Below are 18,392 nucleotides of genomic sequence, written 5' to 3'. Positions count from 1 at the left end.
AGGCGCGAGTGCGTTTGCCGTTGGGATTGCTGCTGCCGCGTAATGCGGTGTGAGCTTCACTGGCCTCTTCGCGGCTAAAGCCGCTCCCACAGGTTCTGCACAGGCCCGAAGGCTGCGGTGATCCTGTGGGAGCGGCTTTAGCCGCGAAGAGGCCAGTGAAGCTCACACCGCATTACGCGGCAGCAGCAATCCCAACGGCAAACGCACTCGCGCCTCGATACCGCCACCGGAGCGGTTGCGCAACTCGACATTCCCGCCATGCTGCGCCGCGATCCGCTTGACGATCGCCAAGCCCAACCCGGTTCCCTTGCCCCCACGGGCACGGTCCCCGCGAATGAACGGATTGAAGATGGTTTCCAGCTCCGATTCGTCGATCCCGGTTCCCCGGTCCAGCACGCTGAGCACCACATACGGCGCGCTCTCGTCTCCAGACACATAGGCCGCCACCTCGACACCCTTGCCAGCGTGATGCAGGGCATTGCCGATCAGGTTGCCGAGCATGCGCTTGAGCGAAACCCTGCGCAGCGGGAACGGCGGAATCGGCTCCAGGCACAGGCGCACACGTTCTTCCGGCTGGTTATAGGGCGCCACCACTTCGCGCACCAGGTCGGCCAGGTCGACCTCCTCGACCGGCTCGTCCCGCCCATCGCGAATGAACGCGAGGAACTGGTCGAGAATCGCGTCCATGTCCTCGATGTCGCGGACCATGTCATCACTCAGCTCGTTGTCGCTGTCCAGCAGTGACAGTGATAGCCGCAGCCGTGTAAGCGGTGTACGCAGGTCATGGGAAACCCCCGCCAGCATCAGCTCCCGCTCGCGACCGGCCTGTTCGACATCTTCAGCCATCTGGTTGAAGGCGCGGTACACCTCGGTCATTTCGCTGGGCGTGTCGCTGATCGGCAAGCGCACGCTGCGCCCCTGGCCCACCTGCCGGGCCGCGAATACCAGGCGCTTCAACGGCTGGTTGAGCTGGCGCACGAAGATCCACGCCGAGGCGGTGGACAACAGGCCGATGGCCAGGAACCAGCCCAGCACGTTCCAGATCTTCTGCCCACGCAGCGGGTGCGGGTACAACGGCACCTTCAGCCAGCCCGGGCCCAGGCTCGGTGCGTTCACCCACAGCGCTGGCGGCGCATGAATGCGCAGGCGCACCTCGGTGTCTTCACCCAGCTCGGCCTGCATCTGCCGCTGGTAGATCTCGCTGTAAGGCCAGTGCTGCTCACCCTCCGGCACGCCGGAACCGGTCACCCTGATCAGCCCGGCGGCCTCGGCGATCTTGTCGCGGTTTTCTTCATCCGCCGCCCAATAGGCGCGCAGGGTCAGTGCCACACCGTGGCTGTACTGCCGATCGACCAGCACGTCCTCGTTCATCAGCAGGTAGACCAGCGTCAGGGCCTTGGAGAACAGGACAACGATCAGCACCAGCCACAGGGTGCGGGCAAAGAAGCTTTGCGGGAACCAGAGCGGCGTTTTCATCGACGGCGAAGCATCATTTGCCAGCGTTTCCGTCTGGTACGAACACGTAGCCCACGCCCCAGACCGTCTGGATGTAGCGTGGCTTGGACGGGTCCGGTTCGATCATGCGGCGCAGGCGCGAGATCTGCACGTCGATGGAGCGCTCCAGGGCATCCCACTCGCGGCCACGGGCCAGGTTCATCAGCTTGTCGCGGGTCAGCGGCTCACGGGCGTGCATCACCAGCGCCTTGAGCACGGCGAACTCACCGGTGGTGAGCATGTGCACTTCGTCGCCACGCTTGAGCTCACGGGTGGCCAACGACAGCTCGTAGTCGCCGAAGGTGACCGACTCGTCCTCGCTGCCCGGTGCGCCCGGCACGCTCGGTGCCTGGCGGCGCAGCACGGCCTTGACCCGCGCCATCAGCTCGTCCGGGTTGAACGGCTTGCCCAGATAGTCGTCAGCGCCCAGTTCCAGGCCCTTGATCCGGCTGAGCTCGTCACCCTTGGCGGTGAGCATGATGATCGGGATCTGGTTGTTCGACTGGCGCAGACGCTTGCAGGCGGACAGGCCATCTTCGCCTGGCAGCATCAGGTCGAGCACCACCAGGTTGAACACTTCGCGCGCCAGCAGGCGGTCCATCTGTTCGGTGTTGGGCACCGCGCGGGCACGGTAGCCCTTGCTGGTGAAGAAACGTTCCAGCAGGCTGCTGAGCCCCGGGTCGTCGTCGACGATGAGAATCTTGTCACCTTCAGCGGTGTTTGCGGTGCCGGTCATGAATAACTCCTCTGATATCGCCGCGCATTATGGCGTAGCCATTGCTGCACGTTGCGTGAGCATTGTTAGCAGATTTTTCCCCGGGCGCCAGTTCCGGCTGGCCGGGCGCCATCACCGCAAGCCGTTTGCGATGGGTATAATGCGCGGCTTTCATCCAGCGCCACCGGGCCAAAGACCCACCGGCGACCCCCGTATTCACAAATGTCAGGTGGTTTACATGGACAGCATCAACAGCCGTATCGCCGAGGAACTGGGCGTACGCCCCCAGCAGGTCGAGGCGGCCGTGGGCCTGTTGGACGAAGGCTCGACCGTGCCTTTCATCGCCCGTTACCGCAAGGAAGTGACCGGTAGCCTCGACGACACCCAGCTGCGCCACCTGGAAGAGCGCCTGCGCTACCTGCGCGAACTCGACGAGCGCCGCGCCAGCATCCTGTCCAGCATCGAGGAGCAGGGCAAGCTGACCCCGGAACTGGCCCGCGAGATCAAGCTGGCCGACACCAAGACCCGCCTCGAAGACCTCTACCTGCCGTACAAGCAGAAGCGCCGCACCAAGGGCCAGATCGCCCTGGAAGCCGGCCTCGGCGAGCTGGCCGACGGCCTCTTCAACGATCCGAACCTGGCCCCGGAAAGCGAAGCTGCGCGCTTTGTCGATGCCGAAAAAGGCGTGGCCGACGTCAAGGCCGCCCTGGAAGGCGCCAAGTACATCCTCATGGAGCGCTTCGCCGAAGACGCCGCCCTGCTCGACAAGCTGCGCAACTTCCTCAAGCAGGAAGCGGTGCTCAGCGCCCGCGTGGTGGCCGGCAAGGAAGAAGAAGGCGCCAAGTTCCGCGACTACTTCGCCCATGACGAACTGCTGCGCACTGCTCCTTCGCACCGTGCCCTGGCGATCTTCCGCGGGCGCAACGAAGGCGTGCTGAGCGCCTCGCTCAAAGTCGGCGAAGAGCTGCCTGGCACCCTGCACCCGTGCGAACTGATGATCGGCAACCACGTCGGTATCGAAAACCGCAGCCGCCCGGCCGACAAATGGTTGGGCGAGGTTGTGCGCTGGACCTGGAAGGTCAAGCTCTACACCCACCTGGAAACCGACCTGTTCGGCGAGCTGCGCGACAATGCCGAAGGCGAGGCGATCAACGTCTTCGCCCACAACCTGCACGACCTGCTGCTGGCCGCCCCGGCCGGCCCGCGCGCCACCCTGGGCTTCGACCCTGGCCTGCGCACCGGCTGCAAGATCGCCGTGGTCGATGCCACCGGCAAGCTGCTGGACCACACCACGGTCTACCCGCACGCGCCGAAGAACGACTGGGACCGCACCATTTCCATCATGGCCGCCCTGTGCGCCAAGCACTCGGTGGAGCTGATCGCCATCGGCAACGGCACCGCCAGCCGCGAGAGCGACAAGCTGGTGGCCGAGCTGGTCAAGCAATACCCGGCACTGAAGATCACCAAGATCATGGTCTCCGAGGCAGGTGCGTCGGTGTATTCGGCGTCTGAACTGGCTGCCCGCGAGTTCCCGGACCTGGACGTATCGATCCGCGGCGCCGTGTCGATCGCCCGCCGCCTGCAGGACCCGCTGGCCGAGCTGGTGAAGATCGACCCGAAATCCATCGGGGTCGGCCAGTACCAGCACGACGTTTCGCAAATCAAGCTGGCCCGCGGCCTGGACGCCGTGGTCGAGGACTGCGTGAACGCCGTCGGCGTCGACGTCAACACCGCGTCGGTGGCGCTGCTGACCCGTATTTCGGGCCTGAACGCGACCCTGGCGCAGAACATCGTCGCCCACCGCGACGCCAACGGCCCGTTCGCCACCCGTGCGGCGCTGAAAAAGGTCAGCCGCCTCGGTGAGAAAACCTTCGAGCAGGCCGCCGGCTTCCTCCGTGTGATGAACGGCGACAACCCACTCGACGCCTCCGCCGTGCACCCTGAGGCCTACCCCCTGGTGCAGCGCATCGCTGCCGGCACCGACCGCGACATCCGCTCGCTGATCGGCGACAGCGGTTTCCTCAAGCGCCTGGACCCGAAGAAGTTCACCGACGAGACCTTCGGCCTGCCGACCGTCACCGACATCCTCCAGGAACTGGACAAGCCCGGCCGTGACCCACGCCCGGAGTTCAAGACCGCCACCTTCCAGGACGGCGTCGAGGACCTCAAGGACCTGGAGCCGGGCATGATCCTCGAAGGCGTGGTGACCAACGTCACCAACTTCGGTGCCTTCGTCGACATCGGCGTGCACCAGGATGGCCTGGTGCACATCTCGGCGCTGTCGGAGAAGTTCGTCAAGGACCCGCGTGAAGCGGTCAAGGCCGGCGACGTGGTCAAGGTCAAGGTCATGGAAGTGGACATTCCGCGCAAGCGTGTCGGCCTGTCCATGCGCATGAGCGACACCCCGGGCGAGAAAGTTGAAGGCAACCGTGGCGGCAACCGTGGCAATGGCGGCAACCGCCAGCAGCAGGCACCACGCCCGCGTGAAACCGCCACTGCAGCCCCGGCCAACAACGCCATGGCGGCCTTGTTCGCCAACGCCAAGCAGCTGAAGAAGAAGTGATGGACATCCCCAAGGAATTGGTCGAAAGCGCCTACAGCCAGCTCCTTGGCTGCCGCGTGCAACGCCTGGACACAGGCGTTGCCGAGGTGGCCCTGGCACTCGAGCCACACCTGCGCAACCGCGGCCAGAAGCTGCACGGCGGGGCAATCTTCAGCCTGGTGGACATCGCCATGGGCCTGGCCTGCTCGGCCAGCCACGGTTTTGACCAGCAGAGCGTGACCATCGAATGCAAGATCAACTACATGCGCGCCGTCAGCGACGGTGACGTGCTGTGCACCGCCCGCGTGCTGCACGCCGGGCGCCGTACCCTGGTGGTCGACGCCGACGTAGTTCAAGGCGACAAACTGGTGGCGAAAGCGCAAGGAACCTTCGCGGTTCTCTAGCTCACCAAGGGGTATCTGCGGTATTTTTCGGCAGTGCGCTGGCACTGCCGGAACCGCGTAAACCAGGCGACAACGCCAGTTCCTTTTTTCCTACCCTTGTAGACCGTCATCTCTACCCCCATATTGGGGCGACTGACGCGTGAAGGAATACATCTTGAGCGACCTCCTCAACCGCCGCCTGAGCCTGCTCGGCGCCAATCTTCCCCTGCTCAAGCAGTGCCTGCACGGTATTGAGCGCGAATGCCTGCGTGTGACCGACGAAGGTCGCCTGGCCCAGACCCCGCACCCGGAAGCACTGGGCTCGGCGCTGACCAACGAGCAGATCACCACCGATTATTCCGAGTCGCTGCTGGAGTTCATCACCCCGGCCCTGCCCGACCCGGCCAAGGTGCTCGAAAGCCTCGAACAGACCCACCGCTTCGTCTACAGCAAGCTTGGCGACGAATACCTGTGGAGCCCGTCGATGCCTTGCACGCTGCCGGCCGAGGAGGACATCCCGATCGCCGAGTACGGTACCTCGAACATCGGCAAGCTCAAGCACGTCTACCGCAAGGGCCTGGCCCTGCGTTACGGCCGCACCATGCAGTGCATCGCCGGTATCCATTACAACTTCTCGCTGCCTGAAGCGCTGTGGCCACTGCTGCGCGATGCCGAAGGCGGCGAGGAAAGCGACCGCGACTACCAGTCCTCGGCGTACATCGCGCTGATCCGCAACTTCCGCCGCTACAGCTGGCTGCTGATGTACCTGTTCGGCGCCTCGCCGGCACTGGACAAGGGCTTCCTGCGTGGTCGCCCGCACCAGCTCGAAGAACTGGATGCCGAAACCCTGTACCTGCCCTACGCCACCAGCCTGCGCATGAGCGACCTGGGCTACCAGAGCAACGCCCAGGCCGGCCTCACGCCCTGCTACAACAACCTCGCCAGCTACACCGACAGCCTGCGCAAGGCCGTGGGCACGCCCTACCCGCCTTATGTCGAGGTCGGTACGCATGTGGATGGCGAATGGGTGCAGTTGAACACCAACATCCTGCAGATCGAGAACGAGTACTACTCGAACATCCGCCCGAAACGCGTCACCTACACCGGCGAGCGGCCGATACAGGCGCTGACCTCGCGCGGCGTGCAATACGTCGAAGTGCGCTGCCTGGATATCAACCCGTTCCTGCCGGTGGGCATCGACCTGACCGAAGCGCGCTTCCTCGACGCGTTCCTGCTGTTCTGCGCCCTCGAAGAAAGCCCGCAGCTGGACAACGGCGAGTGCGGCCAATGCACCAGCAACTTCCTTACCGTGGTCAAGGAAGGCCGTCGCCCGGGCCTGGAACTGCAGCGCAACGGCCAGCCAGTCGCCCTGCGCGAATGGGCCACCGAGCTGATCAGCCGCATCGGCCAACTGGCGGCGTTGCTCGACAGCGCCCAGGGTGGCGACGAACACGCCAAGGCCCTGGCCACCCAGCAGGCCAAAGTCGATGACGCCTCGCTGACCCCGTCAGCCCAGGTGCTGGCGCGCATGACCGAGCACGACGAAACCTTCGTCCAGTTCTCCCTGCGCCAGAGCCGCCTGCACGCCGAGACCTTCCGCGAGCAACCGCTGTCGGTCGAGCAGCAACAGGCCTTCGAGACCCTGGCTCGCGAGTCGCTCGCCAAGCAGTCCGAGCTGGAGCAGGAGGAAGTCGGTGACTTCGACCTGTTCGTCGGCGCCTACCAGGCCAGCATCCTGGCGATCAGCAACTGATGAACCGCACTGCCACCCCACGCAAGCCCCGCGCCAGCAGCCAGGCCAGGATCGAAGCGATCCTGGCGGCCGCCCGCGAGTTGCTGGCGGAACAAGGGGTGGCAGCCCTGTCGATCTACAGCGTGGCCGAGCGGGCGCAGATTCCACCTTCCTCGGTGTACCACTTCTTTGCCAGCGTACCGGCCCTGCTGGAGGCACTGACTGCCGATGTGCACCGGGCGTTTCGCGAAGCCTTGAGCGCACCGATCGACAGCAGCGCGTTTGCCACCTGGCACGAGCTGTCGCGGCTGATTGAGCAACGCATGCTCGACATCTACAACGAGGATGCGGCAGCGCGGCAGTTGATTCTGGCCCAGCATGGGCTCAGCGAAGTGGTGCAGGCCGACCGCCAGCACGACATGGAGCTGGGCGACTTGATGCACAAGTTGTTCGACCAGCACTTTCACCTGCCGGCGATGCCGGCCGATGTGGATGTGTTTGCCCTGGCGATGGAGCTGAGCGACCGGGTGTATGCGCGGTCGGTGCAGCTGCATGAGGCAATCACCCCGCGTATGGCCGAGGAAGGCAAACGAGTGTTCGAGGCGTATCTGGGGCTTTACCTGCCGCCCTTCCTGGCCAAGCGTCAGGGCTGAAATGATTGGGGCCGCTGTGCGGCCCATCGCGGGTAAACCCGCTCCCACAGAGCCCGCGCATGTCGTGAATGCTGCGCAGAACCTGTAGGAGCGGGTTTACCCGCGATGGGCTGCAGAGCAGCCCCTTTCACCGCCACCTTCACAGCTTGGCGATGGACACTTCGGTCGACTTCACGAAGGCGATGACTTCACTGCCCACCTGCAGTTCCAGCTCTTTCACGGAGCGGGTTGTGATCACCGAAGTGACGATACCCGAGGCCGTCTGCACGTCGATTTCCGACAGTACCGGGCCTTCAAGGATTTCTTTCACGGTGCCTTTGAACTGGTTGCGGACGTTGATGGCTTTGATGGTCATGGCTTGATTCCTTCCGTTTGGCTTCAGTCTGGTCAGTGGGTCATTCAGTGCGCCCAGCGCAATTGCGTGGGCAAAGGGGCTACAGGGTCCGGCTCGGGCGCAATGCCCGGGGCCGACAGAACACGGTTGAGCACTTCGCTTTCCAGCGCGGCCAGGCGGTGCGAACCACGCGCCCGGGGCCGAGCCAGATCGACAGTGAGGTCCAGGCCGACTTCGCCGTCCTCGATCAGGATTACCCGGTCAGCGACGGCCACCGCCTCGTTGACGTCGTGGGTCACCAGCAGGACGGTGAAGCCGTGCTGACGCCACAGGCGTTCGATCAGTTGCTGCATCTCGATACGGGTCAGCGCATCCAGCGCGCCCAGCGGCTCATCCAGCAGCAGCAGGCGCGGTTGATGGATCAAGGCACGGGCCAGGGCCACGCGCTGCTTCTGGCCACCAGACAACGCGGCCGGCCATTCATTGGCGCGATCGGTCAGGCCAACCGCCTCCAGGGCATCCAGCGCACGCTGGCGCCAGTCACCGCGCAGGCCCAGGCCGACGTTGTCGATCACCTTCTTCCACGGCAGCAGGCGCGCGTCCTGGAACATCAGGCGGGTCTCCTCGCGGGCCGCGCTCAGCGGCGCGGCGCCGGCCAGCAAATCGCCGGAGGTCGGCTGGTCGAGCCCGGCCAGCAGCCTCAGCAAGGTGCTCTTGCCGCAACCACTGCGACCGACGATGGCGACGAACTGGCCGGCCGGAATGTGCAGGTCGATGCCTTTCAACACGTCCCGCTGGCCGAAGGCCTTGCGCAGGCCGTTGGCGGCCAGCGGGATGCCACGCAGCAGGCGTGGCGGCTGTTCCTTGAGCACGGTCATGCGCCCTCCTTCTTCGCCACCTGGTAGGCCGGGTGCCAGCGCAGCCACACCCGTTCCAGGCCGCGGGCGGCGAGGTCGGCGAGCTTGCCGAGCACGGCGTACAGGACGATGGCCAGCACCACGACGTCGGTTTGCAGGAATTCACGCGCATTCATGGCCAGGTAACCGATGCCGGCATTGGCCGAAATGGTCTCGGCAACGATCAACGTCAGCCACATGAAGCCCAGGGCGAAGCGCACCCCGACCAGGATCGAAGGCAACGCACCGGGCAGGATCACCTGGCGGAACAGGCCGAAGCCGGACAGGCCATAGCTGCGGGCCATCTCCACCAGTGCCGGGTCGACATTGCGAATGCCGTGGTAGGTGTTCAGGTAGATCGGGAACAGCGTGCCCAGCGCGACCAGGAAAATCTTCGCCGACTCGTCGATACCGAACCACAGGATCACCAGCGGAATCAGCGCCAGGTGCGGCACGTTGCGGATCATCTGCACCGAGCTGTCGAGCAGGCGCTCGCCCCAGTTCGACAGACCGGTGATGAAACCCAGCACCAGGCCGATGCTGCCGCCGATCACGAAGCCCAGCCCGGCCCGCCAGCCACTGATGGCCAGGTGGGTCCAGATTTCACCGCTGCGCACCAGCTCGACACCCGCGCTGACCACCGCGCTCGGCGCAGGCAGGATGCGGGTCGACAGCCAGCCGGCGCTGACCGCCAGTTGCCAGGCCGCCAGCAGCAGCACTGGCAGCGCCCACGGCGCCAGGCGCTGGCTCAATGTGGTGGAGGTTGCACGACTCATGGTCCGGCCCTCAGCTCTGTGCGACGGACTTGGGCAGGATGTCGTTGGCGACCATTTCGCCGAACGGGCTCACGTAGCCACCAGTCTTGGCCTGCTCCGGGCGCTGCACATCGAGGTGCGGGAACAGCAGTTCGGCCACCCGATACGACTCTTCCAGGTGTGGATAACCAGAGAAGATGAAGGTATCGATACCCAGCTCGGCGTATTCCTTGACCCGTGCCGCCACGGTCGGGCCATCGCCGACCAGCGCGGTGCCGGCACCGCCACGCACCAGGCCTACACCGGCCCAGAGGTTGGGGCTGACTTCCAGTTTGTCACGGTTGCCCTTGTGCAGGGCCGCCATGCGCTGCTGACCGACCGAGTCGAAGCGCGCCAGCGAGGCCTGGGCACGGGCGATGGTGTCGTCGTCCAGGTGCGAGATCAGCTTGTCGGCGGCAGCCCAGGCTTCTTCGTTGGTCTCCCGCACGATCACGTGCAGGCGGATGCCGAAGCGTACTTCGCGGCCCTGGGCGGCAGCTTTCTCACGCACCTGGGCGATCTTCTCGGCAACGGCGCTCGGCGGTTCTCCCCAGGTCAGGTACAGCTCGACCTGCTCGGCCGCGAGGTCCTGGGCCGCGTCCGACGAGCCACCAAAGTACAGCGGCGGACGCGGCTGCTGGATCGGTGGATAGAGCAGCTTGGCGCCCTTCACCTGAATGTGCTTGCCGTCGTAGTCGACGGTTTCGCCTTCCAGCACCTTGCGCCAGATGCGGGTGAACTCGACCGACGCTTCGTAGCGCTCCTGGTGGTTCAGGTGCAGGCCGTCACCGGCCAGTTCATCCGGGTCGCCCCCGGTCACCAGGTTGAACAGCGCACGGCCGTTGGACAGCCGATCGAGGGTCGCGGCCTGGCGTGCGGCCACGGTCGGCGAAATGATGCCTGGGCGCAGGGCTACCAGGAACTTCAGGCGCTGGGTCACCGGAATCAGCGACGCGGCCACCAGCCAGGAGTCCTCGCAGGAGCGCCCGGTAGGGATCAGCACCCCGCCGAAACCCAGGCGGTCGGCGGCCTGGGCGATCTGCTGCAAGTAACCGTGATCGACCGCGCGGGCGCCGTCGGACGTGCCCAGGTACTTGCCGTCACCGTGGGTAGGGAGGAACCAGAAAATGTTAAGGCTCATTGGAGTTGTCTCCTCAAGGGTGGCGAGGGCCAGGGCGGTGCCCCGGCGCAGGCGAATCAATCAAGGCGCAGTGGCGACCTTGGCCGGGGGTGTCCAGATCACGTTCTTGATGCTCAGCGGCTTGGGAATCAGCTTGAGCGCCTGGAAGGTGTCGGCGATCTTCTGTTGGGCGGCCACCACTTGCGGGGTGAGCGGCTGGGCACCGTAGCCTTGGCGCTTGACCGAGGTCAGGGTGATGTCGGCAGGCAGGCCGAGCAGCGGCGCAACCTGGTCGGTGACTTCCTGCGGGTTGGCCTGGGACCACTGGCCCACTGCCCGTACTTCGTCGATCAGGGTGCTGATCACCGCCGGGTGCTGGGTGGCGTAGTTGCGGGTAGCCAGGTAGAACTGGTGGTTGTCGACCAGGCCCTTGCCATCACGCAGGGTACGAGCCTGCAGCTGTTGCTCGGCGGCGGCCTGGTACGGGTCCCAGATCACCCAGGCATCGACACTGCCACGCTCGAAGGCGGCGCGGGCATCGGCAGGCGGCAGGTAGACAGGCTGGATGTCGCTGTACGTGAGGCCGGCGTCTTGCAGGGCGCGGACCAGCAGGTAGTGAACGTTGGAGCCCTTGTTGAAGGCCACTTTCTTGCCTTTGAGTTCTTTCACCGACTGGATCGGCGAACCTTTAGGCACGAGGATGGCTTCGCTGTGCGGCGCTGGCGGCTCATAGGCCACGTAGAGCAGGTCGGCGCCAGCGGCCTGGGCGAACACGGGCGGGGTCTCGCCGGTGACGCCGAAATCGATCGAGCCGACGTTCAGCCCTTCGAGCAGCTGTGGGCCGCCAGGGAACTCGGTCCACTGCACCTGCACGCCCTGCTTGGCCAGGCGCTTCTCCAGCGTGCCCTTGGCCTTGAGCAGCACCAGGGTGCCGTATTTCTGATAACCGATGCGCAGGCTTTCGGCCTGGGCTTGGGTGATGGCGCCGAAGGACACAGCCGCCGCAAACAGGGCGACCAGACCACGACGCAAGAAGACTGTGCGCATGGCGCTCTCCTGTGCGATTGGGGTTCGGGTTGCACCTGCTTGCCTCGTTGGCGGGCGAGTAAGGTGGTGGAGCTTGTGTGCTGCTGAGGTGACATTACCAGTCAGTTTATATATCTAGAAATCATATTTTTTCATTTGTTTATTCCTTTATTGCATTATGTTTTGAGGGCCCTTTCGCGGGCACGCCCGCTCCCACAGGTACTGCACAGAGCTCGAAGATTTTGCAATACCTGTGGGAGCGGGCGTGCCCGCGAAGAAGCAAGCACCTTGCAACAGGCATAAAAAAGGGCCGTCGAAACGGCCCGAAAATCCCTGCTATGGCTAAGAGCAATGCAACGAGGAATTCATCAGCGATTAGGCTGCGGGGTCAGCCGCAGATAGGGTTTCACCGCCCGATAACCTTTCGGGAAGCGCTGCTTGATCTCGTCTTCGTCCTTCAGCGAAGGCACGATCACCACCTCGTCGCCGTCCTGCCAGTTACCTGGCGTGGCGACCTTGTGGTTGTCGGTGAGCTGCAGCGAGTCGATCACCCGCAGGATTTCGTTGAAGTTGCGCCCGGTACTGGCCGGATAGGTGATGGTCAGGCGCACCTTCTTGTTCGGGTCGATGACGAACAGCGAACGCACGGTAAGGGTGTCGCTGGCGTTGGGGTGGATCAGGTCGTACAGGTCGGACACCTTGCGGTCGGCGTCGGCGATGATCGGGAAGTTGACCACGGTGTTCTGGGTCTCGTTGATATCCTCGATCCACTTGTGGTGCGAGTCGACCGGGTCGACCGACAGGGCGATGGCCTTCACGCCGCGCTTGGCGAAGTCTTCCTTGAGCTTGGCGGTCAGGCCCAGTTCGGTGGTGCAAACCGGGGTGAAGTCTGCCGGGTGGGAGAACAGCACACCCCAGCTGCTGCCCAGCCATTCGTGGAAGCGGATCTTGCCTTCACTGGATTCCTGCTCGAAGTCCGGGGCGATGTCGCCGAGTTTGAGGCTCATGGGGTGCGGCTCCTGTGCTGTGTTCTGGCGGATGGGTTCAATGTGCCTGCATTCGATGAGAAACAAAAAGAATAAATAATGATTTATTTATAACTTTAATGCATACGAAATTGCGGCCACAAAAAAGCCTCGCACTAGGCGAGGCTTTCTTTATGGCTACGACTTACAGGAAGCTGTAAGTGTAGTTCACGATGAAGCGAGTCTGGTCCTGATCGGCGCTGGCTTCGCTGCTACCACCACGGTAGACGCCCTGACGCAGGCTGAAGCCCAAGCCTTTGAGGGTGCCTTGCTGAATGGTGTAGTCGACGCGGGCGTCACGTTCCCACTCGTTGTAGGTGCCGTGGCCGCTCTTGAAGCGAATGTCGTCACCGCGCAGATAGGCAACCGAAGCCTTCAGGCCCGGTACGCCCAGCGAGGCGAAGTCATAGGAGTACTGACCGAAGTTGGTGTTTTCACCGGCACGGGCAAACTGGTTGATCATGCTGTCGGTGAACAGGTAGAAGCTGGAGCCGGCAGCACCTTCGTTGTCGCCGTTTCCGTCAACCACGTTACCCTGGTTCAGCCAGACAAAACCGCCGTCATCGCTGACTTGCTGACGGCCGAGCATGAGCGCGTGACCACCGAGGGTATAGGTGAACATGGCGGACCAGGTCTTGTTGTCGACCTTGCCAGTGTTCTTGGCGTAGCCACCGTTGTTGTTGAAGTTGTAGCCGCCGCCGTGACCGTTGTTGCCGTCGCTGCTGCTGTCGAAGTAGCGCAGGTCAGTCTTGAACGACTGGTCGTCAGCGATCTTGAAGACGTGGGTCGCACCCAGGAAGTGCTGCTTGTAGAAGTCTTCCAGGTTCGAGTAGTAGTACTGCAGGGTCAGGTCTGGAGTGAGCTTGTAATCCAGGCCGCCGAAGCGGAACTTGTTGCTGTCGGCAGTGGCGCCAGCGACCGACAGGCCGGTGCGGTTGCTCGAAGCACGGCCCATGGCGTGGGTCAGCTGACCGGCGTTGACGGTCAGGTTGTCGATTTCCTTCGACTGGATGGTGCCACCTTCGAAGGTTTGTGGCAGCAGACGGCCGTCGTTGGCAACCAGGATTGGCAGGTTCGGTGCCAGGGCGCTACCGAAGTGGACTTCGGTCTTGGAGAAGCGAGCCTTGGCGTTGGCGCCGAAGCGAGCCCACTGGGCAGCTGCGCCCTTGCCATCATCCGGGAAGAAACCGGTCTTGTGGTAACCCTCACCACCATCCAGGTGGATACCCCACAGCGCTTGAGCGTCAACACCGAAGCCTACGGTGCCTGGGGTGAAGCCCGAGATGTAGTCGAGCTTGAAGCCCTGGCCCGATTCACGCTGATCCGGGCGCTCGAAGTTCGTCGAGCTGCTGGCGTGCGCCTCACGGTTGTCGTTGTTGTAGTACATGGTGCGCGAGCTCAGCGACAATTTGCTGTCCTCAACGAAACCGGCGGCACCTGCTGCTTGGGCGAAAACCCCCACTGCCACGGCCAGAGCCAGGCTGGACTTGTACATGTTTTGCTCCTCTACGTTCTAATTCTTGTGTATCTCTGGCGGCAGGATCTGTTGCCCCGCTCAGCCGTGGATGGGCGATTAGCCCCAAAGCGTGACCATTAAGTCAATCGTTTCTAAACGTTTCTCGACTTTGGTCTAAGACGCCCCCTGCGCTACAGGATAATGACAATCCTATAAATCCAAAATGACCGTTTTATGAATTTGTAAGATTTTTAAGGAATATCGTAGGAACCTTTACTGCGAAAAGTTGTATCGGCGCTGTCAATCATACCTTTAGGTTATTTGCAAACGTTTGCCGACCAACAACCGGCCCCCAAGCCTGATGAAGGGAAAAAAGATTAGCAGCGGATTGCCGTTGCGCCAGCCACCTTTCCGGCATTTCAGGCGTCGGCCAGCGTTAAAGCGTTTGGCTCCTAAGCTAATTCTAAAAAGTTATTTATTTTAGATTTCTTAGATCATTTAGTCTTCTCGCCATCCAGTACATCCATTGCCTGACGAGAGGTTCACCATGATCCCGCACGCTCCGCTGCGCCTGTTCGCCGCCCTGACCCTCGCCAGCGCCAGCTGGTTGGCCCAGGCCGCCGACCTCACCGTTGCCTACCAGACCACCGTCGACCCGGCCAAGGTGGCCCAGGTCGATGGCAACTACGAAAAAGCCAGCAAGGCCAGCATCGACTGGCGCAAGTTCGATAACGGCGCGGACGTGATCACTGCCGTGGCCAGCGGCGACGTGCAAATCGGCTACCTCGGCTCCAGCCCGCTGGCGGCCGCCGCCACCCGCAAGCTGCCGGTCGAGACCTTCCTCATCGCCACCCAGATCGGTGCCGGCGAGGCCCTGGTCGCCCGCGACAGCATCAAGACCCCGCAGGACCTGATCGGCAAGAAAGTCGCCGTGCCGTTCGTTTCCACTGGCCACTACAGCCTGCTGGCCGCGCTGAAAAACTGGAACATCGACCCGTCCAAGGTGCAGATCCTCAACCTCGCACCACCGGCGATCATCGCCGCCTGGAAGCGCGGCGACATCGACGCCACCTACGTCTGGGACCCGGCCCTGGGCGTGGCCAAGGAAAACGGCAAGGTGCTGATCACCTCGGGCGAACTGGCCGAGAAAGGCGCACCGACCTTCGATGCCTGGATCGTGCGCAAGGACTTCGCCGCCAAGCACCCGGAAGTGGTCAAGGCCTTCGCCAAGGTCACCCTCGACGCCTACGCCGACTACCGCAAGGACCCGCAAGCCTGGCTGGCCAACCCGGACAACGTCGCCAAGCTGGCCAAGCTGTCTGGCGCCAAGCCGACGGATATCCCGGTGCTGCTGCAGGGCAACGTCTACCCGCTGGCCGCCGACCAGGCCAAGGAGCTGGGCGCGCCTACCACCCAGGCGCTGACCGACACGGCCACCTTCCTCAAGCAGCAAGGCAAGGTCGACGCGGTGCTGCCGGACTACTCGCCCTACGTCAGCGCCCAGTACATCCCCAACTAAGACTGCAACCGCACGGAGCCTGCCATGGCCTTGCTCGAACTGGAGCGCATCAGCGCACAGTACCCCGGCGCCACCGCCCCGGTGCTGGCCGACATCAACCTGAGTCTGGGGCCGCGCCAGCTGCTGGTGGCCCTGGGGCCATCCGGCAGTGGCAAGACCTCGCTGCTGAACCTGATCGCCGGCTTCGTCGCCCCGAGCAGCGGGCGCATCACCCTCGACGGCGTGCCGGTGCGGGGCCCAGGGGCCGAGCGTGGCGTGGTGTTCCAGGATGATGCCCTGCTGCCTTGGCAGAACGTGCTGGGCAACGTTGCCTTCGGCCTGGAACTGGCCGGCGTGCCACGCGAACAGCGTGAGGCCAGGGCCCGCGAGATGCTGGCCCTGGTCGACCTCGACGGCTTCGGCGAGCGGCGCATCTGGCAACTGTCTGGTGGCCAGAAGCAGCGCGTGGGCCTGGCCCGGGCGTTGGCCGCCGACCCGCGGGTGCTGCTGATGGACGAACCGTTCGGCGCCCTCGATGCCTTCACCCGCGAGCAGATGCAGGAGCTGCTGCTGCAGGTCTGGCAACGCACCGCCAAACCGGTGTTCCTGATTACCCACGACATCGAGGAAGCGGTGTTCCTCGCCAGCGAGCTGGTGCTCCTGGCGCCCAACCCCGGCCGCGTGGTCGAGCGCCTGCAGCTGGACTTCGGCCAGCGCTACGCCGCTGGCGAGTCGGCCAGGGCGATCAAGTCCGATCCACGCTTCATCGAAACCCGCGAGCATGTACTGGCCCGCGTGTTCTCCCAACGCCAAAGCCTGCAGGAGCGCGCATGAGCAGCCTGGACCTGCCGGTCGCCGACAAACGCGACAATCAAACCCGGCCCGCCCCCCAGGCCCGCCGCCCGTTGTCTACCCGCTGGATCAGCGCCCTGACCCTGGCCAGCCTGCTGTTCGCCTGGTGGCTGGTGACGGCCGCCGGCTGGATCGAGCCGCTGTTCCTGCCCTCGCCCGGCGACATCCTGGCCAAGGCCTTGACCCTACTCACCCAGGGCTACATGGACGCCAGCCTGTGGCAGCACCTGGGCGCCAGCCTGGGCCGCATCGGCCTGGCCCTGGTCGCCGCGACCCTGACCGCCATCCCGGTCGGCATCGCCATCGGCTACAGCCGCGTGGCCCGTGGCATCCTCGACCCGCTGATCGAGTTCTACCGGCCCATTCCGCCGCTGGCTTACCTGCCGCTGATCGTCATCTGGTGCGGCATCGGCGAGCTGTCCAAGGTGCTGCTGATCTACCTGGCGATCTTCGCTCCGATCGCCATCGCCACCGCCACCGGCGTGCGCACCGTCGACCCGGCCAAGCTGCGTGCAGCGCAGTCGCTGGGCGCAACCAAGGCGCAACTGATCCGCCATGTAATCCTGCCCAGTGCCCTGCCCGACATCCTGACTGGCATCCGCATCGGCCTGGGGGTCGGTTGGTCGACCCTGGTCGCCGCCGAACTGATCGCCGCCACCAGCGGCCTGGGCTTCATGGTGCAGTCGGCAGCGCAGTTCCTGGTCACCGACGTGGTGGTGCTGGGCATCCTGCTGATCGCCCTGATCGCCTTCGCCCTGGAAATGGGCCTGCGCGCCCTGCAACGCAAGCTGGTGCCCTGGCACGGGCAGAGCCACTGAATTCCTGTTGACCACGCCAGCAGCCTGGCGCCTGATTGAAGAGACCGACATGAGCCTGACCATCACCCCCCTCAGCCCGGCGCTCGGCGCACAGATCAGCGGCGTAGACATCAGCCGCGACATCACCGCCGAACAGCGCGACGCCATCGAACAAGCGCTGCTCCAGCACCAGGTGCTGTTCTTCCGCGACCAGCCGATCAACCCGGAGCAACAGGCGCGATTCGCCGCCCGTTTTGGCGACCTGCACATCCACCCGATCTACCCCAACGTGCCAGAGACGCCGCAGGTGCTGATCCTCGACACGGCAGTCACCGATGTGCGCGACAACGCCGTGTGGCACACCGACGTGACCTTCCTGCCGACCCCGGCGCTGGGTGCGGTGCTTAGCGCCAAGCAATTGCCGGCCTACGGCGGCGACACCTTGTGGGCCAGCGGTATCGCCGCGTTCGAAGCCTTGTCGGCGCCGCTGCGCGAAATGCTCGATGGCCTGACCGCCACCCATGACTTCACCAAGTCGTTCCCGCTGGAGCGCTTCGGCACCACGGCCGAAGACCTCGCGCGCTGGGAAGCGACCCGGCGCAACAACCCGCCGTTGTCGCACCCGGTGGTGCGCACGCATCCGGTGAGCGGGCGCAAGGCGTTGTTCGTCAATGAAGGTTTCACCACGCGCATCAATGAGCTGAGCGAGCTGGAGAGCGAGGCGCTGCTGAAGCTGCTGTTCGCCCATGCGACGCGGCCGGAGTTCAGCATTCGCTGGCGTTGGCAGGAGCATGACGTGGCGTTCTGGGACAACCGCGTGACCCAGCATTTTGCGGTGGATGATTACCGGCCCAATCGGCGGGTGATGCACCGGGCGACCATCCTTGGGGATGCACCGTTCTGAGGCTTCCTGCTCCGGCCTCTTCGCGGGCTTGCCCGCTCCCACAGGTTCAGCACAGTTTCTGAAAGCTGTGCAGGACTTGTGGGAGCGGGCAAGCCCGCGAAGAGGCCGGAGCAGGAAGCCTCAGAACGGTGCATCCCCAAGGATGGTCGCCCGGTGCATCACCCGCCGATT

The 18,392-nt window shown here is 64.2% G+C and carries 17 protein-coding genes; 8 read left to right on the top strand and 9 right to left on the bottom strand.

Annotated features, from left to right (window positions below; translation table 11 throughout):
• Window positions 1-162 precede the first annotated feature (162 nt).
• Both J7573_RS24830 and ompR read right to left on the bottom strand, forming a co-directional pair.
• Window positions 163-1,476 (bottom strand): ATP-binding protein, encoded by a 1,314-nt coding sequence (locus tag J7573_RS24830; protein ID WP_294341054.1) that lies wholly within the window; start codon window positions 1,474-1,476, stop codon window positions 163-165.
• Between the two features lie 13 nt (window positions 1,477-1,489).
• Window positions 1,490-2,230 (bottom strand): two-component system response regulator OmpR, encoded by a 741-nt coding sequence (gene ompR, locus J7573_RS24825; protein ID WP_085273867.1) that lies wholly within the window; start codon window positions 2,228-2,230, stop codon window positions 1,490-1,492.
• Between the two features lie 217 nt (window positions 2,231-2,447).
• Between ompR and J7573_RS24820 the strand changes: the two genes are divergently transcribed.
• The 4 genes from J7573_RS24820 (at window position 2,448) to J7573_RS24805 (ending at window position 7,519) form a co-directional block, all read left to right on the top strand.
• Window positions 2,448-4,772 carry a Tex family protein gene (locus tag J7573_RS24820; RefSeq protein ID WP_294341047.1) on the top strand — a complete coding sequence of 775 codons (2,325 nt, stop codon included), beginning with the start codon at window positions 2,448-2,450 and terminating at the stop codon, window positions 4,770-4,772.
• Window positions 4,772-5,155 carry a PaaI family thioesterase gene (locus tag J7573_RS24815; protein WP_294341045.1) on the top strand — a complete coding sequence of 128 codons (384 nt, stop codon included), beginning with the start codon at window positions 4,772-4,774 and terminating at the stop codon, window positions 5,153-5,155. Before J7573_RS24820 ends, J7573_RS24815 begins: the two co-directional genes overlap by 1 nt.
• Before the next feature lie 154 nt (window positions 5,156-5,309).
• Window positions 5,310-6,887 (top strand): glutamate--cysteine ligase, encoded by a 1,578-nt coding sequence (gene gshA / locus J7573_RS24810; protein WP_294341043.1) that lies wholly within the window; start codon window positions 5,310-5,312, stop codon window positions 6,885-6,887.
• Entirely contained in the window at window positions 6,887-7,519 is a 633-nt protein-coding gene (locus tag J7573_RS24805; protein WP_294341041.1) for a TetR/AcrR family transcriptional regulator, read from the top strand. Before gshA ends, J7573_RS24805 begins: the two co-directional genes overlap by 1 nt.
• A 139-nt stretch (window positions 7,520-7,658) precedes the next feature.
• On the opposite strand, the gene J7573_RS24800 is transcribed toward J7573_RS24805, so the two are convergent.
• The 7 genes from J7573_RS24800 to J7573_RS24770 form a co-directional block, all read right to left on the bottom strand.
• Window positions 7,659-7,874: a molybdopterin-binding protein gene (locus J7573_RS24800; protein WP_008095172.1), complete on the bottom strand. Its 216-nt coding sequence runs from the start codon at window positions 7,872-7,874 to the stop codon at window positions 7,659-7,661.
• Window positions 7,875-7,918: 44 nt separating this feature from the next.
• A complete protein-coding gene (ssuB, locus tag J7573_RS24795) occupies window positions 7,919-8,731 on the bottom strand; it encodes an aliphatic sulfonates ABC transporter ATP-binding protein (protein WP_294341028.1) in 813 nt (270 codons plus the stop codon).
• The gene (gene ssuC / locus J7573_RS24790; protein ID WP_159412850.1) at window positions 8,728-9,525 is read right to left on the bottom strand and encodes an aliphatic sulfonate ABC transporter permease SsuC; all 798 of its coding nucleotides are present in this window, start codon (window positions 9,523-9,525) and stop codon (window positions 8,728-8,730) included. The genes ssuB and ssuC overlap by 4 nt, the downstream gene beginning before the upstream one ends.
• A 10-nt stretch (window positions 9,526-9,535) precedes the next feature.
• The gene (ssuD, locus tag J7573_RS24785; RefSeq protein WP_294341027.1) at window positions 9,536-10,684 is read right to left on the bottom strand and encodes an FMNH2-dependent alkanesulfonate monooxygenase; all 1,149 of its coding nucleotides are present in this window, start codon (window positions 10,682-10,684) and stop codon (window positions 9,536-9,538) included.
• Between the two features lie 60 nt (window positions 10,685-10,744).
• Entirely contained in the window at window positions 10,745-11,710 is a 966-nt protein-coding gene (locus J7573_RS24780; protein WP_294341026.1) for a sulfonate ABC transporter substrate-binding protein, read from the bottom strand.
• Window positions 11,711-12,057: 347 nt separating this feature from the next.
• The gene (locus J7573_RS24775) at window positions 12,058-12,696 is read right to left on the bottom strand and encodes a peroxiredoxin (protein ID WP_027917624.1); all 639 of its coding nucleotides are present in this window, start codon (window positions 12,694-12,696) and stop codon (window positions 12,058-12,060) included.
• A 163-nt stretch (window positions 12,697-12,859) separates the two neighbouring features.
• Window positions 12,860-14,209: an OprD family outer membrane porin gene (locus tag J7573_RS24770; RefSeq protein WP_294341025.1), complete on the bottom strand. Its 1,350-nt coding sequence runs from the start codon at window positions 14,207-14,209 to the stop codon at window positions 12,860-12,862.
• Window positions 14,210-14,717: 508 nt separating this feature from the next.
• On the opposite strand from J7573_RS24770, the gene tauA reads away from it, so the two are divergent.
• Genes tauA through tauD form a run of 4 tightly spaced genes read left to right on the top strand, consistent with a single transcriptional unit; the run spans window position 14,718 to window position 18,221 of the window.
• Window positions 14,718-15,689, top strand: coding sequence for a taurine ABC transporter substrate-binding protein (gene tauA / locus J7573_RS24765; RefSeq protein WP_294341024.1), 972 nt, complete (start codon window positions 14,718-14,720; stop codon window positions 15,687-15,689).
• Between the two features lie 24 nt (window positions 15,690-15,713).
• Window positions 15,714-16,502: a taurine ABC transporter ATP-binding subunit gene (tauB, locus tag J7573_RS24760; protein ID WP_294341023.1), complete on the top strand. Its 789-nt coding sequence runs from the start codon at window positions 15,714-15,716 to the stop codon at window positions 16,500-16,502.
• Window positions 16,499-17,338 carry a taurine ABC transporter permease TauC gene (tauC, locus tag J7573_RS24755; protein WP_294341022.1) on the top strand — a complete coding sequence of 280 codons (840 nt, stop codon included), beginning with the start codon at window positions 16,499-16,501 and terminating at the stop codon, window positions 17,336-17,338. Before tauB ends, tauC begins: the two co-directional genes overlap by 4 nt.
• A gap of 49 nt (window positions 17,339-17,387) precedes the next feature.
• Window positions 17,388-18,221, top strand: coding sequence for a taurine dioxygenase (tauD, locus tag J7573_RS24750; protein WP_294341021.1), 834 nt, complete (start codon window positions 17,388-17,390; stop codon window positions 18,219-18,221).
• Window positions 18,222-18,392 lie beyond the last annotated feature (171 nt).

The organism is Pseudomonas sp., assembly GCF_017744435.1.
Classification (GTDB): domain Bacteria; phylum Pseudomonadota; class Gammaproteobacteria; order Pseudomonadales; family Pseudomonadaceae; genus Aquipseudomonas.
Note: the sequence above shows the minus strand (reverse complement) of the source record. Positions and strands in the feature narration are given on the sequence as shown.